This window comes from Myxococcus sp. MH1, from assembly GCF_059738865.1.
This window is the reverse complement of the sequence record NZ_AP026947.1, coordinates 9,546,703-9,570,565: the sequence shown is the minus strand read 5'-3', so window position 1 is coordinate 9,570,565 and position 23,863 is coordinate 9,546,703. Positions and strand designations below refer to the sequence as shown.

Annotated in this window: 20 protein-coding genes; 12 read left to right on the top strand and 8 right to left on the bottom strand. The window is 70.7% G+C overall.

The annotated features are described in order from the left end of the window. Positions 1 to 17: 17 nt before the first annotated feature. Positions 18 to 2,216, bottom strand: a complete 2,199-nt coding sequence (locus AC6JA9_RS37790; protein ID WP_497958595.1) for an Ig-like domain-containing domain — start codon at positions 2,214 to 2,216, stop codon at positions 18 to 20. Between AC6JA9_RS37790 and AC6JA9_RS37785 the strand changes: the two genes are divergently transcribed. Both AC6JA9_RS37785 and AC6JA9_RS37780 read left to right on the top strand, forming a co-directional pair. After that, the gene (locus tag AC6JA9_RS37785; protein WP_497958594.1) at positions 2,188 to 2,370 is read left to right on the top strand and encodes a hypothetical protein; all 183 of its coding nucleotides are present in this window, start codon (positions 2,188 to 2,190) and stop codon (positions 2,368 to 2,370) included. The genes AC6JA9_RS37790 and AC6JA9_RS37785 overlap by 29 nt on opposite strands. Before the next feature lie 165 nt (positions 2,371 to 2,535). Beyond that, a complete protein-coding gene (locus AC6JA9_RS37780) occupies positions 2,536 to 2,658 on the top strand; it encodes a hypothetical protein (RefSeq protein ID WP_497958593.1) in 123 nt (40 codons plus the stop codon). 571 nt (positions 2,659 to 3,229) lie between these two features. On the opposite strand, the gene AC6JA9_RS37775 is transcribed toward AC6JA9_RS37780, so the two are convergent. The 3 genes from AC6JA9_RS37775 to AC6JA9_RS37765 all read right to left on the bottom strand — a co-directional run bounded on the left by AC6JA9_RS37775 (position 3,230) and on the right by AC6JA9_RS37765 (position 7,633). Beyond that, positions 3,230 to 5,257, bottom strand: a complete 2,028-nt coding sequence (locus AC6JA9_RS37775; protein WP_473568497.1) for a glycosyl hydrolase family 18 protein — start codon at positions 5,255 to 5,257, stop codon at positions 3,230 to 3,232. A gap of 160 nt (positions 5,258 to 5,417) precedes the next feature. After that, positions 5,418 to 6,584: an N-acetylglucosamine-6-phosphate deacetylase gene (nagA, locus tag AC6JA9_RS37770; protein WP_497958592.1), complete on the bottom strand. Its 1,167-nt coding sequence runs from the start codon at positions 6,582 to 6,584 to the stop codon at positions 5,418 to 5,420. Continuing rightward, positions 6,581 to 7,633 carry an SIS domain-containing protein gene (locus tag AC6JA9_RS37765; protein WP_473568499.1) on the bottom strand — a complete coding sequence of 351 codons (1,053 nt, stop codon included), beginning with the start codon at positions 7,631 to 7,633 and terminating at the stop codon, positions 6,581 to 6,583. Before AC6JA9_RS37765 ends, nagA begins: the two co-directional genes overlap by 4 nt. A gap of 262 nt (positions 7,634 to 7,895) precedes the next feature. Here AC6JA9_RS37765 and glgC point away from each other — a divergent pair, with 262 nt between their 5' ends. From glgC to AC6JA9_RS37750, 3 genes are all read left to right on the top strand, one after another. Continuing rightward, positions 7,896 to 9,143 (top strand): glucose-1-phosphate adenylyltransferase, encoded by a 1,248-nt coding sequence (gene glgC, locus AC6JA9_RS37760; protein WP_223750743.1) that lies wholly within the window; start codon positions 7,896 to 7,898, stop codon positions 9,141 to 9,143. A 268-nt stretch (positions 9,144 to 9,411) separates the two neighbouring features. Beyond that, positions 9,412 to 10,293 carry an HmuY family protein gene (locus AC6JA9_RS37755; protein WP_223750744.1) on the top strand — a complete coding sequence of 294 codons (882 nt, stop codon included), beginning with the start codon at positions 9,412 to 9,414 and terminating at the stop codon, positions 10,291 to 10,293. A 44-nt stretch (positions 10,294 to 10,337) separates the two neighbouring features. Further along, the gene (locus tag AC6JA9_RS37750; protein WP_497958591.1) at positions 10,338 to 11,780 is read left to right on the top strand and encodes an MXAN_6640 family putative metalloprotease; all 1,443 of its coding nucleotides are present in this window, start codon (positions 10,338 to 10,340) and stop codon (positions 11,778 to 11,780) included. Between the two features lie 54 nt (positions 11,781 to 11,834). On the opposite strand, the gene AC6JA9_RS37745 is transcribed toward AC6JA9_RS37750, so the two are convergent. Then, positions 11,835 to 12,920 (bottom strand): energy transducer TonB, encoded by a 1,086-nt coding sequence (locus AC6JA9_RS37745; RefSeq protein ID WP_497958590.1) that lies wholly within the window; start codon positions 12,918 to 12,920, stop codon positions 11,835 to 11,837. Between the two features lie 263 nt (positions 12,921 to 13,183). Here AC6JA9_RS37745 and AC6JA9_RS37740 point away from each other — a divergent pair, with 263 nt between their 5' ends. The 5 genes from AC6JA9_RS37740 (at position 13,184) to AC6JA9_RS37720 (ending at position 18,252) form a co-directional block, all read left to right on the top strand. Continuing rightward, complete coding sequence (locus AC6JA9_RS37740; protein ID WP_223750747.1) at positions 13,184 to 14,269, top strand: type III polyketide synthase; 1,086 nt, start codon at positions 13,184 to 13,186, stop codon at positions 14,267 to 14,269. Continuing rightward, positions 14,263 to 14,838, top strand: coding sequence for an isoprenylcysteine carboxyl methyltransferase family protein (locus AC6JA9_RS37735; RefSeq protein ID WP_223750748.1), 576 nt, complete (start codon positions 14,263 to 14,265; stop codon positions 14,836 to 14,838). The genes AC6JA9_RS37740 and AC6JA9_RS37735 overlap by 7 nt, the downstream gene beginning before the upstream one ends. Continuing rightward, positions 14,831 to 15,109 carry a phosphopantetheine-binding protein gene (locus tag AC6JA9_RS37730; RefSeq protein ID WP_141332129.1) on the top strand — a complete coding sequence of 93 codons (279 nt, stop codon included), beginning with the start codon at positions 14,831 to 14,833 and terminating at the stop codon, positions 15,107 to 15,109. The genes AC6JA9_RS37735 and AC6JA9_RS37730 overlap by 8 nt, the downstream gene beginning before the upstream one ends. Before the next feature lie 44 nt (positions 15,110 to 15,153). Continuing rightward, positions 15,154 to 16,860, top strand: coding sequence for a fatty acyl-AMP ligase (locus AC6JA9_RS37725; protein ID WP_473568810.1), 1,707 nt, complete (start codon positions 15,154 to 15,156; stop codon positions 16,858 to 16,860). Positions 16,861 to 17,154: 294 nt separating this feature from the next. Then, the gene (locus tag AC6JA9_RS37720; RefSeq protein WP_223750750.1) at positions 17,155 to 18,252 is read left to right on the top strand and encodes an NAD(P)/FAD-dependent oxidoreductase; all 1,098 of its coding nucleotides are present in this window, start codon (positions 17,155 to 17,157) and stop codon (positions 18,250 to 18,252) included. Between the two features lie 8 nt (positions 18,253 to 18,260). On the opposite strand, the gene AC6JA9_RS37715 is transcribed toward AC6JA9_RS37720, so the two are convergent. Further along, positions 18,261 to 18,905 carry a TetR/AcrR family transcriptional regulator gene (locus tag AC6JA9_RS37715; protein ID WP_497958589.1) on the bottom strand — a complete coding sequence of 215 codons (645 nt, stop codon included), beginning with the start codon at positions 18,903 to 18,905 and terminating at the stop codon, positions 18,261 to 18,263. 90 nt (positions 18,906 to 18,995) lie between these two features. Here AC6JA9_RS37715 and AC6JA9_RS37710 point away from each other — a divergent pair, with 90 nt between their 5' ends. Together AC6JA9_RS37710 and AC6JA9_RS37705 are read left to right on the top strand one after the other, a co-directional pair. After that, on the top strand, positions 18,996 to 20,039 hold the full coding sequence (locus AC6JA9_RS37710) for an SDR family oxidoreductase (protein ID WP_223782724.1): 1,044 nt from the start codon (positions 18,996 to 18,998) through the stop codon (positions 20,037 to 20,039). A gap of 97 nt (positions 20,040 to 20,136) precedes the next feature. Further along, entirely contained in the window at positions 20,137 to 21,246 is a 1,110-nt protein-coding gene (locus AC6JA9_RS37705; protein WP_223750753.1) for an MBL fold metallo-hydrolase, read from the top strand. A 3-nt stretch (positions 21,247 to 21,249) separates the two neighbouring features. Here AC6JA9_RS37705 and AC6JA9_RS37700 read toward each other — a convergent pair whose 3' ends face one another. Both AC6JA9_RS37700 and AC6JA9_RS37695 read right to left on the bottom strand, forming a co-directional pair. Next, a complete protein-coding gene (locus AC6JA9_RS37700; RefSeq protein WP_223750754.1) occupies positions 21,250 to 22,605 on the bottom strand; it encodes a DoxX family membrane protein in 1,356 nt (451 codons plus the stop codon). 313 nt (positions 22,606 to 22,918) lie between these two features. Beyond that, complete coding sequence (locus tag AC6JA9_RS37695; RefSeq protein WP_497958588.1) at positions 22,919 to 23,860, bottom strand: LysR family transcriptional regulator; 942 nt, start codon at positions 23,858 to 23,860, stop codon at positions 22,919 to 22,921. Positions 23,861 to 23,863 lie beyond the last annotated feature (3 nt).

Below are 23,863 nucleotides of genomic sequence, written 5' to 3'. Positions count from 1 at the left end.
CAATCCACGGACGCCGCCTACTCGAAGACGGCCGAGACCAGGGAGTTGATGCCCGCGCCCGTGTCCCGCCGCGTCCAGATGACGGCCGCGCCTCCGAGTGGACTGGTGGCCACCTCGAGAGAGCCGAGGTAGCCCTTCACGGTGGCGAAATCGAGCCGCTGGGGGGCGGTCCAGCCCGTACCCGGCACGAAGCGTCGAGCCCAGACGGCCGTGGCCGCTCCCTCGTCGACGCCATAGACGACCATGGCCGAGCCCGAGGGGGAGACGTGGAGGTCATTGCCCCCGCCGTAGTCCGATGCGAGCAGTTGGGCCGGCTGCCAGCCAGAGCCCTTCACGTAACGAGCACACCACAGCCCCGCGTCGGAGTTGGCGTCCGACTGACTCCAGACGACGAATGTATTGCCGGCCGCATCCGCGGCCACCGTTGGCTCTCCAAGGGACGTTCCCTGCGTGTGGAGGGTTACCGACTGGTCGTCGAAGCCGGAGTTGACATGGAAGGAGTTCGCGTACAGCTGGTTCACGCCGAGGTACGTGCGAATCCAGACGGCGAAGCCCGTCCCATCCGCGCTCAGGGCGATTTGCGGATAGCGGCCTCCGATGCTTGCGCCACGCGTCGGCGCGCTCCAGCTCCAGAAGCCCTGGCGCGAGTACTGGAGCGGGCCGGTGGGCTCGGACCAGACCAGCACCCCGTTGCCACGCGAGTCCACTCCGACATCATGTCCGTCCCACAGATAGGACCAGGTCGCGTTGTCCATGGTGCGCACGAGGACTGGCGTTCCCCAGCCCGAGCTCCCGGCGTACGGCTGTACCCACAGGAAGGTCTGCGTGGAGCTCTCCTCGACCCAGGAGGCGAGGGCCGCCTGGTTGGGCGCCGCCACCAGGCGGGTGGCCACCGCATTGCGCCCCGTGTTCTCGCCGAGCACCTGCGGCACGCTCCAGCTCTGGACGCTGCTGTCGGCGCCCGAGGCGAGGACACTGTAGGCCCTGCGGATGCTGGAGCTCCCCTCCGGCCACGCCTCCACGACGGCGAGCGGGGTGCCGTCGGACAGGGTCGTGAGCGCGGCCGGGTTGGGAAGTGACGTGGAGAGGCTCCCCGCGCCCACGGCCTGGTCCGTCTCCCAGGCCGCGCCTGGCTTGTGTCGTCGCGCGCGGAGCCCGTCGTTGACGTACAGGGACGTCGCCACACCAGAGGCGTCCATCGTGAGCACCGCGGCGGTCGCGTGGTCGCTCGGGTTGCTCGAGAGGACCTGGGGGGCGCTCCACTGGGCCGCGCGGACCGAGTAGCCCCAGCTGTGTGAAGAGGTCATCGCGTTGCCAGCGAGGTCCTTCACCCCGTCGAGGACCACGCCCACCTGCGCGCCGAACGCCGGCCCCGGCTTCAGCGTGAGCGTGCACTTGCCCGCCGCGCAGGTCACCGCGCTTCCGGTCAACGCCTTGCCGTCCGCCGTGAGCTGGAACGAGGCCGGTGTCACGCTGGTGGTGTCGAGCGTCGTCTCGCTGAACGACACCTCGATGACGGTCCAGGGAGCGGCCGTGGCCGAGGACGCGGCGGGCGTGGCGGACACCACGCGCGGCGGCGTGACGTCCACGATGAACCCATCCGACCTCTTCCAGCCCGACGTGTTCCCGGCCGCGTCCACCGCGCGCACGCAGCTGTAATAGCGCTGCTCGGCCAGGGTGAGCACCGTGAGCTCCGCGGACGACGTGGCGCCGACATCCTGGATGCTGCTCGCGTTGCCGGGGCACGCCGGGGTGGACGTCACGGCGAGCTCGTAGCGCTGGATGCCCACCGCGTCGCTGAAGCCGGACCAGCGCGCCGCCGCGCGCGTGGTGCTGTTCTGATAGGCGAGCTCCGGTCCGGTGAGACCATCCATCACCGTGGCGGCCAGCTCCGAGGGTGCCGTGCTGTCCTCCACGAAGGTCAGCGCCGCGGAGCAGGCCGAGACGTTCCCGACCGAGTCCGTCGCCTGGGCCACGTAGCTCGACGTGCTGTTGTCGCCCACGGCGAGTGGCAGGGTGGCCAGACCCTGATGGTCGGCGGTCCGAGAGGCGAGCGCTCCTCCCACACACGTCGCGCCCGCGAAGACGCGCACCTGGGCTCCCGGCTCGGTGGTGACGTGGAGGACTGGCGCGTTGTGGTTGGCGGGGCTGACGGGGGTGGTGGCGAGGGCTGGCGTCGCGGGCGGCGTGCTGTCCTCGCGATATACGGGGCCCACGGTGCAGGCCGAGGTGTTGCCCGCCGCATCGGTGGTGGACACGTACGTGCCCGTGACGCTGTCGTCCGTGACGGACATGCGCAGGGAGAACGTGCCGGCTGCGTCCGCCACCTGGGTGTCGACCGGTGTCCCGGAGCAGGTCTCGTCCAGGTAGAGCCGGGCGGTGGCCGCCGACTCCGTGCTGCCGATGAGGCGCGGGGCGTTGTCGTTGGCGACCGCCGAGGGCGACAGCCGGAGGTTCGAGAGTGTCGGCGGCGTGCTGTCCTCGCGGTAGTTCACTCCCTGGGACGAGCACGCGGAGACGTTCCCGGCCAGGTCGATGGCCAGCGCATGGAAGGAGACCCACGCGTCGTCGGACACCGTCACGGGGATGGAGACCTGTCCCGTGGCGTCCGAGGTGCCCTCGCCGGCGATGGCGCCGGAGCAGCCCGCGACGGTGTAGAGGCGCACGCGCGCGCCGGGCTCGGTCCTGGCCAGGATGCGAGGAGCGTTGTCATTGGCGGGGGAGCCGGGCGTGGTCCCCAGGAGCGTCGGCGCGTCGGGAGGCGTGGTGTCCTCCGGAGTCCCAGCATCCGGGGTCCCCGCGTCGGGTGTCCCCGAGTCGGGTGTCCCCGAGTCGGGTGTCCCCGCGTCGGGTGTCCCCGCGTCCGCGAGGCCCGCGTCGGGTGCGCCCGCGTCCGGAGTGCCCGAGTCTGGCACCGGCGTACCGGAATCCGTCCCGGAGTCCGGCTGCGTCGAGCCATCAGGTGTTCCGTTCCCACTTCCCCCACAAGCAGCCAGCAGCCAACCACTCACGACTGCGACCACGAGCCCCCTCGGCATCGCTCTGCTTTTCATACGCCCCTTTGTCTGGCGAGACGCCTTCTCGCAGGCGCCATCTAACACGAGGCGTGGTGGCGCGGAGCAAGCGGGTCGAGGGAGAGCTCCCGCGAAGCCAGACCGCCCGCATGGGCGCGGTTGCACGCGGAGGCGGAGCCGAGACCCAGGCTCCGCCCCCCCGTGCTTCACCGGTTTCAGCGCAGTCGCTGGTACAGCGTGTCGAGCAGCGTGCCGTCGTCGCCGCTCAGCTCCCAGAACATCGCGCCGCCCAGGTTCTTGTTCAGGATGTAGTCCGACTTCGCGTTCAGCGTGGACGGGTCGTCGTACGCAATCCACACCTTCGTCGTCGGGCTGTAGACGTAGGCCTCCTTCGCCTCGGGGTGGGTGAACTTGGTGTAGCCCGAGCCCGCGCGCTCGTAGTTGGCCTTGATGTCCTTGTAGTCGAACACGCCCGTCAGGCCCGACTGGCCGTCATCCCACGTGCCCTTGGTGGGCACGCCGCTCTGGAACAGGCCGTTGTTCACGTTCGGCACGCCGCCCCAGCCTCGGCCGTAGAACGGGACGCCCACGACAATCTTGTCCGGCGCCACGCCCAGCTCGAGCATCTTCGCCACCGAGCCGTCCGTGTAGAAGCCCGTCCCCGCCGCCGGGTCGCCCGTCACGCGGTAGAGCGCCGAGTGGAAGTTCACCGTGCTCTCGAATGAGCCGTGGTAGTCGTAGCTCATCACGTTGATCCAATCGAGGATGTTGGACAGGTTCTTCGTCTCCTGCTTGTTCGTCAGCAGGTCCGGCGACGCGCCCGTGGCGATGGTGAGCAGGTACGGCTTGCCCGTCTGCGCCGTCACCGCGTTGAGCTGGTTGCGGAACTCGGCCATCAGCAGCGTGTAGTTCTGCTTGTCCGCGGGGCTGTTGGTGTTGCCCGGCAGGCCGCCACCCACCGGGTACTCCCAGTCGATGTCGATGCCGTCGAACACACCCACGCCGTTCGCCGGGTCCACGCCGGGGTACTGGCCCTTGATGAACAGGTCGATGCAGGACTTCACGAACGCGGCCCGCGAGGCCTGCGTCGCCGCCACCTGCGAGAAGTACGTCGACCACGTCCAGCCGCCCACCGAGATGAGCACCTTCAGGTGCGACTGCGTCTTCTTCAGCTCCTGGAACGCGCGGAAGTTGCCGCGCAGCGCACCCGGGTTCCACTCGCCCGGCCAGCCGCCGCCCTTGTCGATGTCCGCGAACGAGTCACCGAGGACGCACCGCCCGTCCGCCGAGATGTTCGAGAAGGCGTAGTTGATGTGCGTCAGCTTCGCCGCGGGGATGTTCGCGACCTGGTAATTGCGCGAGTAGATGCCCCACTGGGTGAAGTAGCCCACGATGCGCTTGCCGCCACCCGGCTGTCCCGGAATCGCGACCTGCACGGTGACCTGCTTCGTGCCCACGTTGCCGGCCTGGTCGTACGCCCGCAGCGTGTACGAGTACGAGCCGTTCTGCGCCGGGCCGGAGAAGGTCCGCGAGTAGCTCAGCGCCGTGGACACCACGGCGCCGTTCTCCAAAATCTCCACCCGGTCCACGCCCACGTTGTCCGTCGCGGTGGCGCTGAGGGTCAGCGTCCCCGCCGCGGTGATGTTCGTCGAGCTGGCGTTCAGCGTGACGGTGGGCGCGGTGGTGTCACCGGGGACGGAGATGGCCACCTGCACGGTGACCTGCCGCGTGCCCACGTTGCCGGCCTGGTCGAAGGCGCGGAAGGTGTACGTGTACGAGCCGTTCTGCGCGGAGCCGGAGAAGTTGCGCGAGTAGCTCAGGCTCGTGGAGACCACGGTGCCGTTCTCGAGAATCTCCACGCGGTCCACGCCCACGTTGTCCGTCGCCGTGGCGGTGAGGGTCAGCGTCCCCGGCGCGGTGACGTTCGTCGAGCTGGCGTTCAGCGTGACGGTGGGCGCGGTGGTGTCCCCGCCGCCCGCGGGTCCCAAATCCAGCCACAGCGCGGCCACCGCCACGGGCGTCCAGTCCGCCTGCGAGGTGTGCGCCTGACGGCATTGATAGAGCCGTCCACCGTAGGTGACCTGCGCGCCCGTCGCGTAGGCGACGCCCGCCGCCCACTCGGCGACGAGCGGCGCGCGCATCACACTGCCCTGGCCCTCGCCGTGTGACGGGGAGACCTCTCCGCACCCGCTCGCGGACAGGGCCGAGACCATCAGTCCAATGAACCACTTGCTGCGACGCATGCTTGCTCTCCTCGCTTCGTTGGACGCGAGTCCGGAACCGCTCGGGAACTCGTTTCCAGGAAGGAGGCGTGGACCGGATTTTCCGGGTCAAAGCCTCACGCAATGAATGGTGTGAGTGGAAGAACACGCAGCCACCGGAAGTGACGCGAGCGTCACCTGCTCAGTGCCACTGTTCGTTTCCATCCACCCAGGTGGCGAGCACGCTGACGTCGTCACGCAGCAGCGCGAGGTTCGCGCGTTGGCCAGGCGCGAGCCCGCCCAGCTGCGACTCCAGACCGAGCAACCGGGCGGGGTAGAGCGAGGCCATGCGCAGCGCCTCCTCGAGAGGCACGCCCAGGAGTCGAACGGTGTTGCGCACCGTCGACGCCAGGTCGATGTCCGCGCCGGCCAGCGTGCCGTCCTCGGTCACCAGTCGTCCATCGCGCCGCAGGATGGTGTGTCCATACAGCGTGAAGGTCGTCTCCTGCGTGCCCACGGGAGGCATCGCGTCCGTGACGAGGAAGACCTTGCCGCGAGGCTTGGCCTTCAGGAGCTGGCGCAGGTTCGCCGGGTGCACGTGGACGCCGTCCACGATGACGCCGCACCACGCGTCATCGGACTCGAAGCCCGCGACCACGGGGCCGGGCTGTCGCCCCTGCACCGGAGGCATCGCGTTGAACAGGTGCGTGAAGCCGCGCACACCCGACGCAAGTGATTGCACGGTCCGCTCGTAGCTCGCCGCCGTGTGGCCCGCGAACAACACCGCGCCCGAGGCGCTGAGCTTCTGGAGGAACAGGTCCTCCACGCGCTCCGGCGCGAGCGTCATCAACAACCTGCCCCCAGCCCGAACCAGTCGCCCGCTGAGCGCGACGAGGGACACGAGGTCCTCGGCTCCGGGCTGACGGATGTGGTGCGGCTCATGGACACCCGGGCGCTCGGGGCTGATGAACGGGCCTTCCAGGTGGACGCCGAGCACGCCGCTCCCGGGCTGCTCCAGCGCGCGCGCCGCGGCGTCACAGGCGAGCCGGGTGCGCTCGGGTGCATCGGTGATGAACGTGGGCAGCAGGCTCGTGGTGCCCGAGCGGCGCAGCGTGGACGCGATGGTGAGCGCCGCGTCGACCGTGGGTGAGTCGTTGAACAGCACCCCGCCCGCGCCGTTCACCTGGAGGTCGATGAAGCCGGGGGCGAGCAGGGTGTCTGCGGGCAGCTCGCGGGTGGAGAGCCCCACGGGCGCCTCGTGGCGCGGCACCACGGCGGCGACGCGTCCGGCGTCGAGCACCACCGAGTGGCCCTCGAGGATGCGCTCGCCGGTGAACACGCGCGAGCCCGTGAGGATGTGTCTGGTCACACCGTCTCCGTCACCTTGCGAAGGTTCGCGGGGGCATCCGGGTCCATTCCACGCGCCGTGGCGAGCCGGTGGACCGCCAGGTAGAAGCTCTGCACCTGGCACAGTGGCGCAATCGCCAGGGGAACACCAGGAACGGTGGGCAGCGTCGCGGCGCCGGGGACGGGGAGCACCGTGCGCACCTCCGCGCCCAGCTCCATCATCCGGCGCACCACCGCGCGCGTGCCCTCGGCGGAGCCGTCCTCCTGTCCCAGCGCGATGACGGGGAAGCCCGGCTGCACCAGGCCGAGCGGGCCGTGGGCCACCTCGGCCGCGCTGAAGGCTTCGGCGTGCAGGCGGCAGGTCTCCTTGAGCTTCAGCGCCAGCTCGAGCGCCGCCCCCAGGCCGCTGCCCCGGCCGACGACATACAGACTCTGTGCATCCACGAGCGTCTCCAGCGCGGGCCACCAATCGAGCGCGCACGCCGACGCGAGGGCGTCTGGGAGCGCGGCGACGGCCTCGTGCAGCTCGGGGCTTGCGGACCAGTGCGCCGCCAGCCGCAGGAACGCGAGGCCGGAGAGCAGATACGACTTGGTCGCGGCGACGGCGCGCTCGGGGCCCGCGTCCAGGGGGATGCTCACGTCACACAAGGCGCCGAGCGGCGCGGAGGCGTCATTGACGAACCCCACGACGAGCGCGCCCGAGGCCTTCGCCGCCTCCGTCAGCCGCAGCAGGTCGGGGCTCTGCCCGGACTGCGAGACGGCGATGAAGAGCGAGTCGCGCAGGTCCAGCGCGTGCGCGCCGTAGATGGACGCCACGCTGGGGCCCACCGAGGCCACCGCGCGGCCGAGCGTCGTCTCGATGAGGTACTTCCCGTAGACCGCCGCGTGGTCCGAGCTACCCCGCGCGCAGGTGACGACGAAGCGAGGAGGCTGGCGCCGCAGCCGCTCCCCCAGCGCCACGAACATGTCCTCGCTCCGTGCCAGCTGGAGCCGGGCGACCCCGGGAGCCTCCGCGGCCTCGCGCGCCATGATGGGCAATCGACTCGACTCCTGACTCCATGTCCCGCTCACGCTCGACTCCACGAAGACACCTGGGCCTCGCTCAAGAGATAGGGCGCGACGCGGACCTGCTCCACTTCCTCGTGGCCGGCTGCTCGACAGTGAGCCATCCGCCTTGGACCGAGTGTCCGTCGATGGACGGCCCTCCAGGCGTCGCTCCAGGCGGGAGTCCGGCCCCGTTGACGCACGCGGACATCCCGAGCCCGCGCGCCGCGAAAACGGACAACCTCCCTGGGCCCCCTATACTACGGCGCCAGGGAGGCAACACCTCGACATGGGCACGCGAATCCTGGGCATGGTGCTGGCCGGAGGCCAGGGAACCCGGCTGGCGCCGCTGACGCTGCGACGCTCGAAGCCGGCGGTGCCCTTCGGCTCGAAGTTCCGCATCATCGACTTCGCGCTCAACAACTTCATCAACTCCGGCATCTACTCCATCTACGTCCTGACGCAGTTCAAGGCGCAGTCGTTGACGGAGCACATCCAGCGCGGCTGGCGCTTCGGCTCGGTGTTGTTGTCGGACTACTTCATCACCCTGGTCCCCGCGCAGATGTACCTGTACGAGGAGCTGGGGCCCGTCTGGTACCGGGGCACCGCGGACGCCATCTACCAGAACATGCACCTGGTGGAGAACCACCGCCCCGAGCACCTGGCCATCTTCTCCGGCGACCACATCTACAAGATGAACGTGGCGCACATGCTGGAGCAGCACGAGGCCCAGCGCGCCGACATCACCATCGCCGCGTACCCCACGCCGCTCGCCGACGCGCACCGCTTCGGCGTCATGCAGGTGGACGAGCGCGGCCGCGTGACGGAGTTCCAGGAGAAGCCCAAGAACCCCAAGCCCATCCCCGGCCGGCCCGACACCGCGCTCGCCAGCATGGGCAACTACATCTTCCGCAGCAAGGTGCTCGCGGAGTTGCTGGAGATCGACGCGAAGTCGGAGGGCTCGCAGCACGACTTCGGCAAGGACGTGCTGCCGCGCGCGCTCAAGGACGGCTATCACATCCACGCGTACGACTTCGCCAGGAACCCCATCCCCGGCCAGACGGGGCCCAACACCTACTGGCGCGACGTGGGCACGCTGGACGCGTACCACGAGGCGTCCATGGACCTGGTGTCGGTGAACCCGGAGTTTGACATCTTCAACGCCGAGTGGCCGCTGCGCACCGCCAGCGAGTACAGCCCGCCCGCCAAGTTCGTCCACGAATCCGGTGACCGCGTGGGCCGCGCGCTCAACTCCATGGTGGCCGGCGGCTGCATCATCTCCGGCGGCGTGGTGCGCGAGAGCATCCTCTTCCGCCGCGCGCGCGTGAACAGCTACGCCAGCGTGCAGCGCTCCGTCATCTTCGACGAGGTCGACATCGGCCGGCATGCCCAGGTGAAGAACGCCATCATCGACAAGGGCGTGCGCGTGCCGCCCAACGCGAAGGTGGGCTACGACCTGGACGCCGACCGCGCCCGGGGCTTCACCGTCACCGAGAGCGGCATCGTCGTGGTGCCCAAGGGCTACCGCTTCGAGTAGCCCCCGCCGCCTCCGCTCCCCGTCCTCCCAGGAGGCCTCCCGAGGCCTTCGCGGGGCTTGTCCTGTCTTCATCCGGGTTTCCGGGGTCCAAAATCCAATATTGAATATGAGAATCGTTATCAAGTAGGGTGCCGCCCTGTCGAGTGAGGTGGAGCCCTCGGGGCGTGCGGTGTGCGCGCGCGTGAAGGGGGGCCCTCGACGAGGAAGGCCGGGGCCCCCGCTCCGGTGGGCACGTCACGCAGTCCGTTCAGGGAAGAGGGATACGAAGATGAGTCATACCGAGCAGGCGTTGCCGAGGCGCGCCGGACAGCAGGGCCTGTGGGTCCTGGTCGCCGTGGTCATGTCGTTGGCGTTGCTGGCGAGCTGCGGAGATGACGACAAGGACCCCACGCCCAACCCCACGCCGGACGCGGGCCAGCAGGACGACGCGGGCACGCCGGACTCGGGCACGCCGGATTCAGGGACGCCGGACGCGGGGCCGCAGGTGTGTGGCCCGACGACGGTGAACTGCGCCGAGCAGACCATCGACACGCTGTCGCTGCGCACGGTGGTGAACACGGGCGTGGTGCGTGAGGAGGGGACGACGTCGGGCGAGTTCCTGACGTTCGTGGACTCCACCGCGGGCGGTCTCAACCCGACGATGTCCTATACGTACCTGCGGTTCACGGCGACGGGCGCCGAGCAGGTCCAGATTCACGACCACCAGGCGCTGGTGTCGCAGGACTGGGACATCGCGGTGCGTCGCTACACGATGCGCGTCAACAGCGGCACGTCGGGGCCGTCGTGCGTGTCGGTGGCGAAGGTCGCCGAGGGCACCACGTTCGCGCAGGTGGCGGCGGTGGATTCCTCCTGGACGTTCGAGACGGAGAAGTGGTGGGACGACTCCTCGGGCACCTGCACGCTCATCCCGGATGACTCGGGCCTGAACGGTCCGAAGACGGCGCTGGGCGCGTTCTGGGAGTACCCGGTGCGCTGCGTGCAGATGACGGGGCAGGTGTTCGCGGTGCGCCTGGCGGATGGTCGTCACGTGAAGCTGGAGGTGATGGGCTACTACGAGCCCGCCGCGCAGCAGACGTGCAACGAGACGGGCGCGGCGCCGACGCCGAGCGGCTCGGGTTCCATCCGCATCAAGTGGGCGTTCCTGCCGTGAGGCTCGGGGCGTGGCTTCTGCTGCTTGCCCTGGGATGTGGCCCCGTGGAGTCGACGCGGGCGCCGCACGAGCGTCCGGAGACGTTGACCGCGGGGCGACAGGGGCAGCAGGCGGGAGCGCGCCCCACCTCGCCCCTGGCGGTGCCGCCGAGCTTCGGCGCGGGTGAGCAGGTGGAGTCGGTGGTGTCCCCGAAGGGGCGCTTCCGCATCCACTTCTCCCGCGTCGGGCTCAACGCGGTGCCGGCGGGGGACGCCGATGGCAGTGGCGTGCCCGACGCCGTCGAGGTCGTCGGGCGCGCGTATGAGCGCGTCGCGGACTTCTACGTGAGCCTGGGCTTCGTGTTGCCGGGCAGCGACGCGGCGGTGGCGGACAACGGCGGGGACGGCCTGTTCGACGTGTACCTGGTGGACTTCGCCGGCGTCGCGGACGGGGCGTTCCGGCTGGACGACTGCGAGACGGAGTCGGGCCTGCGGTGCGTGGGGCACATGCTCCAGGAGAACGACTTCGCGGGGTACGACTACCCCTCGTACGAGACGGCGGTGGACATCCTCGCCAGCCACGAGTTCTTCCATGCGGTGCAGTCCGCGTACAGGACGGGCATGGGCGGCGTGGTGACGGAGGGCACGGCGGTGTGGGCGAGCGAGCGGTTCGACGCGTCGCTGGAGGACCTGGAGCACTTCTCCGCGTCGTACCTGTCGCGCACGGACTCCAGCCTGGTGCAGGACCCCACGGGGCCGGCGGCGTCCTTCAGCTATGGCGCGAGCCTGTTCTTCCAGTACCTGGGCGAGCGCGTGGGTGACGCGGCCATCCTGCGCTTGTGGGAGGAGAGCGTCACGTCGCCGGAGGCGCGCTGGCCGGTGGTGGTGGACCGCCTCCTGGGGCGCGACTGGAGCTTGAGCTTCGACGCTGCGTTCACGGAGTTCTCGACGTGGAACCTGTCCACGGGCGCGCGGGCGAATGCGTCACAGGGCTACGCGCGGGGCGGGGGGTATGTCGGGCTCAAGCCCATGGCCAAGACGCTGCCCTATCAGGAGGAGGGCGTCCGGCTGACGACGGCGTCGGCGCGCTACTTCGAGGTGCCGGGTGGCTCGGAGCGGGTGTGGGCTCGGTATGTGCCTCGGGACGTCGCGAACTCGTCGCAGCAGCACCTGCTGGTGGCGGCGGTGACGGACACCGCGGTCCTGCGGGTGACGCGCGTGGATGGGCCGGGGCCGCTGACCGCGAACGTGACGGCGTCAGATGCGAGCCGGGTCATCATCGCGGTGGTGGACGGTCGCCACGAGGGCACGGGCCGCTACGGCACGCTGTGCCTCACGGGTGAGACGTCCGGCGCGCCGTGTGTCGAGGTGACACCGGAGCCCGAGCCTGAGCCCGAGGTGCCCCAGACTCCCGACGATGACGACGACAGTGGCTGTGCGGCCGCGCCCGGTGCGCTGGGCTGGGCGGCGCTGGTGTTCGTAGGGGTGGGACGGCGACGGCGGTCGTAGCGGCGGTGAGGCGCCTCCTCGTGGGGCGCCTCTCGAATGCGATGGGCGGCCGCGTCAGTGGCTCGCGGGCGTGGGTGCGGTCTCGCACTGGCGCTGGTAGTCGGTGAGCACGCGCTGGAAGCGCTCCTGCTCCTCGCGAGGCCACTTGGCGGGCAGCTTCGCGACGGCCTGCTGCTGCTCCTGGACGGCCTGCTGGCAGCGGCCCTGGTGGAAGGCGACGAGGGCGCTCGTCTCCAGCGCGTAGGGATTGTGGGACGACATCTTCCGACCCACGCGCGCCAGCGGCGCGGCCTCGTCGTAACGGCCCGCGCGCGCATGCAACCACGCGAGCTCCGTCGCGGCCCACCAGTAATTGGGGGCCAGGACGGTGAGCTTCCTCAAGGCGCGCTCGTATTGCGGGTCCTCGGGCAGGTCGCGTGCGTAGGCGCGCGCCACATGTGCCCAGGCCGCCGGGCTGGTCGGGAAGTGCGCCGCCCGCGTGCGCCCCCATTCCAGCTCCTCCTGGGGCGTGAGCTTCGCCCCGGGGAACCGCGTGTTCATCTGGAGTTGATACGGAATCTCGATGGGATGCCCCGCCAGCATCGCGGGCTGGAACCGCATCCCCTTCACCGACGTCAGCATCGCCTCGGTGAGCCCATACGGCGCCGACTCCAGCACCTGCACATGGCGGGGGAGGCCGTCCACGCCCAGCTGGAAGGTGACAATGACCACCGCCATGGCCCGCTCCCGCATCGCCTCCTCGGGGAACCCTGGCGGCTCACCCGCGATTCGCCTGGGCGGCTGGAAGTTCGTGCGCAGGTAGTCACACGCTTGTGTCAGCGCCGCGTCGCACGCAGCGGACAGGTCCGCGGAGGCCTGCCGCACATGCTCCTCCGTGGGCTTGCCCGAAAGCACCTGCATGGCCTCGGCGAAGATGGCCGGTGCCTCGGCGGGCTCCACCACGACGCTCGTCTCGACGCTGTGCGAGGGAACCCCCAGCGCGGCCTGGACCTCCAGGCCTTCCGTCTTCGGATCCAGGTACTGGGCCATGGTCCGGGACAGATGGCCGTGGCTCGCGGGCAGAGTGGGACCCAGCCGGGAGTGACTGCACGCGCAGAGCCCCGACAGCACGGCGCCCAGGACGACGGTTGCGAATCTCATCGCGCCGCACGCTAGCGTGTCCCGCCCTCACGCAGGAAGGTGTGCCCAAGGCGTGTCGAAGGTCGTCCCGGCACACGCGGTCCGCTGTCCTCCGCGAGACACGGGGAGCCCGGTGCCTTCACGCGCGCGAGCCCGCCGTCTACCGTGTGACACTGAAAGGCGCCGCGGCGTCGGGACTCGTTCAGTCGGGGGGACAGGTGTCGCGTCCTCCACGCGTTTCCGACTAAGCGTACCCCTGAGCGCCGCACGGACCCGAGACCTTCATGCACAGCGCAACCGGCCAGGACAGCAGCTCGCCCTTCATCCGCTCCGTGGGAAGAGCACTTCCGCCTCACTACGCCTCGCAGGAACAGCTCATCGCCGCCTTCCGCGAGCTGTGGGCCACGCGCCACTTCAACCTGGAGCGCCTGGAGGACCTGCACCGCGCCGTCCAGGTCGGAGGCCGCTACCTGGCGCTCCCCATCGACGCGTACCGCGAGCTCGTCACCTTCCAGCAACGCAACGACGCCTGGATTCGCGAGGCCACCGCCCTCAGCGAGTCGGTGGTGCGCAAGACACTCGAGCAGGCGGAGCTGACGCCCACGGACGTGGACCACGTCTTCTTCGTCACCGTGACGGGCATCTCCACCCCCAGCGTCGAGGCGCGGCTCGCCAACCGGCTGCGCTTCCGCGAGGACTTCAAGCGCACGCCCATCTTCGGGCTCGGCTGCGTCGCGGGCGCGGCCGGCATGGCACGCGCCGCCGACTACCTGCGCGCCTTCCCCACGCACACCGCCCTGCTGGTGTCCGCGGAGCTGTGCTCGCTGACGCTGCAGCGCGAGGACCTGTCCATCCCCAACATCATCGCCTCCGGCCTCTTCGGCGACGGCGCCGCGTGCGCGGTGCTCCGGGGTGCCCAGGCCCCCGGCGCCCGAGGTCCCCGCGTGGTGGCCTCGCGCTCCGTCTTCTACCCGGACACCGAGCGCACCATGGGCTGGGACGTGGTGGACTCGGGCTTCAAGGTCGTGCTGTCCGCGAAGGTGCCCCACCTGGTCAAGGACCACATCCGCGGCAACGTGGACGCCTTCCTCGCGAGCCACGGCTTGAAGCGCGATGACATCCGTCACTGGGTGGCGCATACCGGCGGGCCCAAGGTGCTCGAGTCCTTCGAGCAGGCGCTGGAGCTGCCGCAGGAGGCGCTCACGCGCTCGTGGGCGTCGCTGCGCGAGGTGGGCAACCTGTCCTCCTCGTCGGTGCTCTTCGTGCTGGGTGAGACGCTGGAGAAGGCGGACGCGAAGCCGGGGGACTGGGGCCTGATGATGGCGATGGGGCCGGGCTTCTGCGCGGAGATGGTGCTCTTGCGATGGTGACGCTCACGCAAGGGGTGTTCTTGGGGTACATGGGCGCGCTCGTGCTGGAGCGGCTCGTGGAGCTGGTGCTCTCCAAGCGCAACGCGGCGTGGGCCTTCGCGCGGGGAGGGGTGGAGACGGGGCAGCGTCACTACCGCTTCATGGTGGTGTTCCACACGCTGTTCCTCGTCGCGTGCGTGGCGGAGGTGTTCCTCCTGCACCGGTCCTTCCCGGGCGTGCTGGGCTGGGCGGCGCTCGGCGGCGCGCTCGTGGCGCAGGGGCTTCGCTACTGGGCCATCTCCACGCTGGGCTCGCGGTGGAACTCGCGCATCATCGTCGTGCCGGGCCTGCCCCCCGTGGAGGGGGGGCCGTACCGCTTCCTGCGCCACCCCAACTACGTCGCGGTGGTGCTGGAGCTGGCGTGTGTGCCGCTCATCCATGGCGCGTGGTGGACGGCCGTGTGCTTCTCGGTGGGGAACCTGGGGTTGCTCTTCGTGCGCATCCGCGCGGAGGAGGCGGCCCTGGGGGACGTGTACGCGAAGGCGTTCTCCCATCGTCCCCGTTTCCTTCCGGAGGTGCCCCGTGGCTGAGCTCGAACTGGAGGTCCTGGCGGAGATTCGTCGCATCGCCGCCGAGGAGCTGGAGTGGAAGGGCGAGGTGGAGCCCGGGCTCGACCTCCTCAAGGACCTGCAGCTCGACAGCCTGGGGCTGACGGTGCTGGCGGTGGGGCTGGAGAACCGCTTCCGCATCCGCTTGTCGGAGGAGGACGCGCAGGGGGTACGCACGGTGGGAGACCTGACGAAGCTGGTGGAGCGGCGCGTGCTGTCCACCGCGCGCGTGGCGACGGAGGTCCGTTCGTGAGGGGACCCACGCTGCCCGCGGTGCGGTTCCCCACGGTGAACGCGATGCTCGCGTCGACGGCCGAAACGGACTTCCGGCTGACGTTCGTGGACGCGGCCGAGAAGGAGACCTCGCTGTCCTGGGCGGAGGTGTACCGACGCGCGCGGCGCACGGCGGCGGGGCTGTCGCGCCTGGGCGTGCGCGAGGGCGAGCGGGTGGCGCTGCTCTTGCCCACCTCGCCGGCCTTCATGGATGCCTACTTCGGCGCGTTGCTCGCGGGCGCGGTGCCGGTGCCCCTGTATCCGCCGGTGCGGCTGGGGCGACTGGAGGAGTACCACCGGACGACGGCGCGGATGCTCCAGGTGACGGAGGCGTGCCTGGTGCTGACGGACTCGCGGGTGCGGCTGCTGTTGGGCCCGAGCGTGGAGAAGTCCCGTCCCCGCCTGGGCTGCCACACGGTGGAGGACGTCTCGCGCGACGACGAGGGGCGCGAGGTGGAGGTGGGCGCCAACGCGCTGGGCCTCGTCCAGTTCTCCTCCGGCTCCACGGTGGACCCCAAGCCGGTGGCGCTGACGCATGGGGCGCTGCTGGCGCAGCTGAGGGCGCTGGAGGTGGCGATGCCGGTGCCGCCCGACAGTCCCCGGGTGGGCGTGAGCTGGCTGCCGCTGTACCACGACATGGGGCTCATCGGCTGTCTGCTCTCGGCGCTGCACTATCCGGGGAACCTGGTGCTGATTCCGCCCGAGGCCTTCCTGGCGCGCCCCGCGCTGTGGCTTCGCGCGGTGTCCAGGCACCGGGGCTTCATCTCGCCGGCGCCGAACTTCGCGTATGGCCTGTGTTTGAAGCGGGTGAAGGACGCGGAGCTGGAGGGCGTGGACCTGTCGTCGTGGAAGCACGCGCTCAACGGCGCGGAGCCGGTGTCCGCGGAGACGCTGCAGCGCTTCGTGGAGCGCTTCGAGCGGTGGGGCTTCTCCGCGCGCGCGCTGCGCCCGGTGTACGGACTGTCCGAGGCGTCGCTGGCAGTGACGTTCCCTCCGGAGGGCCGGGGTCCCCGTTCGCTGGGCGTGGACCCGGGGCTGCTCGCGAGCGAGGGCCGGGTGGAGGAGGGGGCGCGGAGGCTGGTGAGCGTGGGCTCGCCGGTGGCGGGCTTCGAGGTGGAGGTTCGCGACGAGCAGGGCGGGGTGTTGCCGGACAAGCGCGTGGGGAAGGTCTTCACGCGTGGGCCGTCGCTGATGAGCAGCTACTTCGGGGATGCGCTGTCCACGCGGCGCGCGCTGACGCTGGACGGGTGGCTGGACACGGGAGACCTGGGCTTCATCGCGGAGGGGGAGCTGTACCTGACGGGGCGCGCGAAGGACGTGGTCATCATCCGCGGGGCGAACCACGCGCCGCAGTCCTTCGAGGAGCCGCTCCAGTCGGTGGAGGGCGTGCGCACGGGGTGCGCGGTGGCGCTCGGCTTCACGCCCGAGGGTGGACAGGACGAGGCGCTGCTCATCCTCGCGGAGCGGGGTGGGACGGACGCCGACGAGGCCGTGGAGGAGCGCATCCGCGCGGCGGTGGTGGAGGCCACGGGCGTGCGTCCTCACACGGTGAAGCTGCTGGAGCCGGGGACGCTGCCGCGCACGTCGAGCGGGAAGCTGCGTCGGATGGAGGCGCTGCGGCGGCACCTCTCCGGAGAGCTGTCGCCGCCGAAGAAGGTGGGCATGGTGGGCATGGCGGTGGAGATGGCGCGCAGCGCGCTCGCCATGGCGCGGGCGGAGCACGACACGTGAGCCGTCGACTCTCCGGAGCGCCGTCGCCGCCGAGGCAGGCGGGAATTGCGGCGGAGATGGCGCACGGCGTGCTCGCCATGGCGCGGGTGGAGCACGACACGTGAGCCGTCGACACTCCGGAGAGGGTGGGCAAGGAGCTTCGTTCGTGAGACGCCGCGCCGCGCGGGTCCTGGCGGGAGACGTCCCCTGCGCGACAGGTGGCGAGGGGCCGAGCGCCACGCGGGGCCGAGCACCGCGCGGCTCCCGGATGTGGCGCCATTGCGCGGAGGCGAGGTCTCTGGCGGAGTCCGCGCCATGAGTCGGTATGACGTCGCGGTGGTGGGAGGAGGCCCGGCCGGGCTCGCCGTGGCCATCCACGCCGCGACGCGGGGGCTGAACACCGTGGTGCTGGAGCGCGCCTCCTTCCCGGCCGACAAGGCCTGCGGCGAGGGGCTCATGCCCGCGGGGCTCGCGGCCCTGGAGCGGCTGGGCGCGCTCACGCACCTGGACCGCTCGCAGAGCGCGCCGTTCGTGGGCATCCGCTACGTGCAGGAGGATGGCAGCACGGCGGAGGGGCTCCTCCCCGCGCCAGGAGGGCTCGGCGTGCGTCGGGTGGCGCTCGCCGAGGCGCTCGTCACCCGCGCGCGCGAAGCGGGCGCCGAGCTCCGCGAGCGCACCCACGTGGTGTCGCATCGCCGCGTCGGCGACGGCGTGACGCTGGAGCTGGTCGACGGAGAGGTCCAGGCGCGGATGCTGGTGGCCGCGGACGGGCTCGCCTCACCCCTGCGGCGCGCGGAGGGACTCGAGCTGGACGCGGAGGGGCCTCGGCGCTTCGGCCTGCGCCGCCACTTCCAGCTCGAACCCTGGACTCCCTACGTCGAGGTGCACTTCGCGAACGGCGTGGAGGCCTACGTCACGCCCGCGGGCGCCCGGCGCGTGGGGCTCGCCTTCCTCTGGGAGGACGGAGGCGTGGAGGGGCGCGTGGGCTTCGAGACGCTGCTGTCGCGCTTCCCGAAGCTCGAGGCGAGACTGTCCACCGCGACACCGGACTCGCAGGTGCGAGGCGCGGGTCCGCTGGCGCGCGTGGCCCGCGTGCGCGTGGCGGACCGCTTCGCCCTGGTGGGCGACGCCGCGGGCTACGTGGACGCGCTCACCGGAGAAGGACTCTCCCTCGCCTTCTCCTGCGCGGAGTCACTGGGCGAGCTCCTGCCGGACGCGCTCGCGAGGGGAGCGACGCGCGACGTGCTCCAGCCCTACGAGGCGCGCTTCCAGCAGGTGTTCCGCAAGTACGCCTGGGCCACGCGCTCACTCCTGATGCTGGCGCGCCGTCCCTGGCTGCGACGCCCCATCGTCCGGATGCTCGGCCACAGCCCGTGGCTCTTCGAGCGCATCCTCCACTCCGTCGTCGGGTGAGCCGAGCCTCACGGCCCCTTGCCCACCACCCATCCGACGAACATCTCCGACGAGCGCTCCAGCAGCGGCTCGATGGAGTCACTCTGGCTCTTCTTGCGCAGCGGCCCCTCGTTCCACAGCGCCGCGAGCCCGTGCACCCAGGACCAGATGGTGAAGGCCAGGATGTCCATCTCCACCTTGCCCCCCGAGGCCACGCGGACCTCCTGCGCCAGCTCCTGCAGCCGCGCGTAGGCGCGCATGCCTTCGGTGTGGATGCCCGCGTACTTCTCCACGTCGCTCCACTCCTGCCGGAACATCACCCGGTAGTGCGCCGGGTGCTCCACCGCGAAGCGCACGTAGCACCGCGCGAGCGCCTTGAGCTGGCCGTCGATGCGCGGCGCCCGGGCCTTCGTCATCGCCTCGTCCATCCGCGCGTTGAGCGCCCGATACCCCTCCTCCGCCACCGCCGCCAGCAGCGCGTCCTTGTCCCGGAAGTGGTGATACGGCGCCGCCGCCGTGACGCCCGCGCGCCGCGCCACCTCCCGCAGCGACACCGCGCCCACGTCCTCCGTCGCGATGAGCTTCAACGTCGCGTCCACCAGCGCCTGCCGCAAATCCCCGTGGTGGTACGTGCGCCGCTTGGGCGCCGCCGCCTTCTTCGTCCGGGTCGTCATCGCCCCAGCCTCCTTGCCCGCCCGTTCATCTTGACAGTGTTCAGACCGGCCTTTATTTGAACATCGTTCACATTAACGGGGAGCCGCTGGATGCGCGCATTCGTCACGGGCAGCACGGGGCTGTTGGGCAACAACGTGGTGCGGGCGTTGGTGGCGGGGGGGCACACGGTGCGGGCGCTGGCGCGCTCGCCGGCGAAGGCGCGCCAGGTGCTCGGTGGGCTGTCCGGTGTGGAGGTGGTGGAAGGGGACATGTTGGACGTGAAGGGCTTCGCGGCCGCGCTGGAGGGTTGTGACGTGGTCATCCACACGGCGGCGTACTTCCGCGAATACTACGCGGCGGGAGACCACTGGCCGAAGCTGTATGCCATCAACGTGACGGCCACGGTGGCGCTGGCGGAGGAGGCCCAGCAGCGCGGGGTGAAGCGCTTCGTGGACATCAGCTCCTCGGGCACGGTGGGCGCCAAGGCGGACGGCTCGCCCGGGGACGAGTCGACGCCGCCCGCGGCGCTGCTCGCCGGCAACCTCTACTTCAAGAGCAAGGTGGAGTCGGAGCGGGAGCTCAACGCCTTCAGCGCGCGCACGGGCATGGACGTGGTCTACATCCTGCCGGGGTGGATGTTCGGTCCCGGGGACGCGGGGCCCACCGCCGCGGGGCAGCTCATCCTGGACCTGGCCGCGGGGAAGATGCCGGCCCTGCTCGAGGGGGGCTCGTGCCTGGTGGACGCGCGCGACGTGGCCGAGGCCACCGTGGTGGCGGCCCAGAAGGGACGCTCGGGGGAGCGCTACCTGGTGGGCGGCGAGTTCGTGGACCTGGGCACGCTGACACGGACGATTGAGGCGGTGTCGGGCATCCCCGCGCCGCGCAGGGTGCTGCCCCACGCGCTGGCGCTGATGTTGGGCGCGCTGGGGCAGACGTGGGCCCGGCTGACGGGGGGCGAGACGGCGCTGACGGTGGAGGGGGTGCGCGTCATGCGCGCGAAGCTGCGGGTGGACTCGTCCAAGGCGAAGCGGGAGCTGGGGGTGCGCTTCCGCCCGCTGGAGCAGACGCTGCGCGACACGGTGGACTGGCTGCGTGAGCACAAGCCCCAGATGGCGTCCGCCGCGAAGCGTCCTCGGGTGGCCACGTCCTCCTGAAGAGTCCTGCGCGGCCGCGTGCCCGCCATTACGATGGAGACCCGCCCTCGCCCTGACCGGAGGGCGTGGCCGTTGGCTTCGATGGAGCGTCGCCCCCATGCCCCAGGCGTCCCTGGCCCGTTGGTTTCCCTCGTCGACCGCCCTGTGGGGCCTGCTCGCCTGCGCGCCGCTCGTGGGCGGCTGCCTCTTCGCGGGCCCCAGCCACCGGGGGCCGCCGATGGCGCATTTCGACGGGGAGAAGTTCCAGAACATCGGTGACGCGCCGATGCTGTCGGCGTCCGAGCTGATTGGCGCGGCGCTGAAGGAGCCTCGCGGCGCGTGGCGCGAGTACGAGGACCTTCCCCCCGGCAGGCCCCCGCCCGAGCGCGTGGGCCCGGGCAAGCTCAAGGTCACGCTCATCAACCACGCCACCGTGCTCATCCAGGCGGACGGGGTGAATGTGCTGACGGACCCCATCTACTCGGAGCGGCCCAGCCCGGTGCCGTGGGTGGGGCCCAAGCGGGTGCACCCGCCGGGCATCCGCTTCGAGGACCTGCCGCCCATCGACGTGGTGGTGGTGAGCCACAACCACTACGACCACATGGACCTGCCCACGCTGCGCAGGCTGGAGGCGGCGCACCAGCCGCGCTTCATCGTCGGGCTGGGCAACAAGGCGCTCCTGGATGACGAGGGGTTCCGGCACGTGGAGGAGCTGGACTGGTGGCAGGCCACGCGGGTGACGCCGGAGGTGTCGGTGACGGCGGTGCCCGCGCAGCACCGCTCGAACCGGGGGCTCACGGACCAGGCGGAGACGCTGTGGGCCGGGTACGTGGTGTCGACCACGGGCGGGCCGGCGTTCTTCGCGGGGGACACGGGCTTCGGTCCGCACTTCGCGATGATGGCCGCGCGCTTCGGGCCCATGCGGCTGTCGGTGTTGCCGATCGGGGCCTACCGGCCGCGCGTGCTCCACACGGTGCACATGGGGCCGCGCGAGGCGCTGGATGCGCACAAGGTGCTCGGCTCCTCCACGTCCGTGGCCATGCACCACAACACCTTCCCCATGGCCTTCGACGGGCAGGACGAGGCGAAGTTCCTGCTGTTGCGGCTGCTCGCGCGCGAGGAGGTGCGCCCGCGCTTCTGGGCGCTGGGCTTCGGCGAGGGGCGCTTCGTGGAGCCCCTGCCCCGGACGCCCGCCGCGGTGGCGAGCGTGTGCCCGGCGGAGCGGTAGGCGTCAGCGGTTGTAGGGCTTCTCCTGCACCCAGTGGAAGCCGCGTCCGCGCAGCTCGAAGTTCGAGATGTCCACCTGCTTGAGTCGAACGTGGACCTTCGCGCCGTCGACCTCGCCCTCGAGCACGAAGTGCTCCGCATCCGGCGTCTCGCGCTGGAGGGTGGCCACGGGCTTGGCGTCGTCGCCCCGTCCCGACATGAGGAGGATGGACTTGCCGGCCTCGCCCTCCTTCACGGGGAAGTAGCGGCGCACGTCATTCATCAGCCGGGCGGCCACCACATTGCGGCCGACGGACACGGCGCGCCAGCGATGCGGGTCCGTCAGCAGGGGCGGGAGCTCCTGGCCGTCCCGGGTGAAGGACTCGACCTTGTAGAGGCCTCCGAAGGGTGGCGGGGGCGCGCCGTCACCCCACTGGGTGTAGCGCTCGTGGCCCCTGGTGATGTTGTTGTGGAGCAGCCAGCCGATGAAGAGGACCTTCACGGCTCGGGAGGCCCAGAGGACGCGCGGGGAGAGGGTGAAGGGGAGCTCGAGGGACGCGGGCTGGGTGGCGCGGTTGAGGACGAAGACGTTGGCGAGCCGGCGCAGGTCCGGCAGCGTGAGGAAGACGGCGAAGAGCAGGAGCTGGGTGGAGTAGAGCTTGACGGGGACGTCGTAGAAGAAGTTCAGCGCGACGACGTTGGACATGACGCCGATGACCACCAGCGCTCCGAGCGTGGTGGTGCGACGGGCGAGCAGCAGCAGGCCGCCCAGCACCTCGGCGCCTCCGGTGAAGAGGTTGTAGCCGGGGGAGTGGCCCATGAAGGTCCACAACAGGCCCATGGGGGAGAAGTCGCCGAGGGACTGGGTGAGCCGCTCGACGGACGCCATGGGGAACTGCGACTTGAAGACCTTGGAGAAGCCGTAGCCCAGCATGGGGACGGCCAGCAGGTAGCGCACGTAGAGGTGCAGCAGGGCGTGGGCCTTCTCGTAGCGCGGACGCCGCCGGTCGACGAGGGACCACACGCCGGTCGCGACGAGGGCGAGCGCGAGGAAGACGGCGGTCTGGGCATAGTCGATGGCCTTGTCGCCGCTGCCCGTCTGCGCGAGAGAGAGCTCGCCCTGGTAGCCGGCCACGTTGCGGGTGACCCAGGGGACCACGAGGTTCCAGAAGTCGGAGATGGCCTCGGAGATGGGCTCGCCGATGACGGGGACGACGTACACCGGGAAGGGGAAGGCGTAGAGGAGGACGTAGGCGCAGACGAAGCGGAAGCCGAGCCGCTTCGCCAGGCTCCACGGAGGAAGGGACGGCTCGGGCGCGACGGTGGGCGTCACGGGCGCGACGGGCTCGGGCGCGGAAGGGACGGGGGCGGCGGTGGTCATGGCGGCCTCGGGCCGCCGAGCGTAGCCAGGGGCGTCGCGCGGACTCAAAAGGTGGTTGTCCGGTGGGGTGACGCGACGCGTGGTGAACGAGCGGTTGCGGGGGCTGGGGCGTCGGCGGTCACGTGGGTTCGGAGTGGTGGAGGACGTCGGCGCTCACGAGGGGTTGCATCGACGGTGTGGCATCGACGCGGCTTGTCCGAGGTGCCTTGTGAACCCCGCGCGTGAGGCTTCGTCGTCGAGAGCGAGCGGTGCGTTGGCGCGATGCGGCGGGGCGTCTCGCCAGAGACCGCCGTCCCTGCTCGGTCGGACCCCTTCAGCGAGCGGAGCGTCGTGTGGGGCGGCGACGCGGCTGGCTTCGAGGCGCGGCGGTCAGGGGCTTCTCGCCCTCGGTGCGCAGGGCGTCGATGAGCCGGAGCGCCGAGGGGTTCTCGGGCGCGTTCGCCCGTTGCACGGAGTAGATGAGGTTGGTGACCTGCTTGCGGCCGGGCGCGGGGGCGATGACGACAGTGCCCTGGCGCGCGGCCTGGGCGACGCAGTGGTCGGGGAGGATGGACCAGCCGTGGCCGGCGGCCACCGTGCCCACCACCTCCTCCAGCTCCTCGAAGTGGTACGTGCCGCGCATCGAGCGGGGCTGTCGTCCGTAGTGTCCCTCGAACCACTTGCCGAAGACGTACTCGCACTCGTCATAGGTGACGAAGGTCAGGTCCTCGAAGGCCTCGAGCCGCGGGAAGGTCTTCCCCTTGGCGCCAGGGGGCCCGACGAGCACGAGCTGTTCTCGCCACACGGGCGCGGTGAGCAGGCGGCTGGACACATGGGGCAGGTAGACGAAACCCACGTCACAGGCGCCGTCCTCCAGGGACTCGAAGACCTGTTCGGCCGTGGGGAAGCGCAGGGAGTATGGGGCCGCGAGTCGCTGACGGGCGAGCAGGGGATAGAGCACGTAGCGACCGAAGCCGCTCACGGAGGCGATGCGCAGGGGCTCGGCGGGTACGTCACCGGTCCGCAGTCCGCGCGCGAGTCGGCCGAACTCGTCGAAGAAGCGCTCGCACAGGGCATGCAGCTTCGCGCCCGCGTCGGTGAGGGTGAGCGTGCGCGTGGTGCGGTCGAAGAGCACGGTGCCGAGCTGCTCCTCGAGCTGACGCACCTGGTAGCTCACCGCGGGCTGGGTACGGTGGAGCACAGTCGCCGCGCGACTGAAGCCGCGCTCCCGGCTCACGACGAAGAAGGTCTGGAGATAGCGAGGGTCCAGGTCCATCCA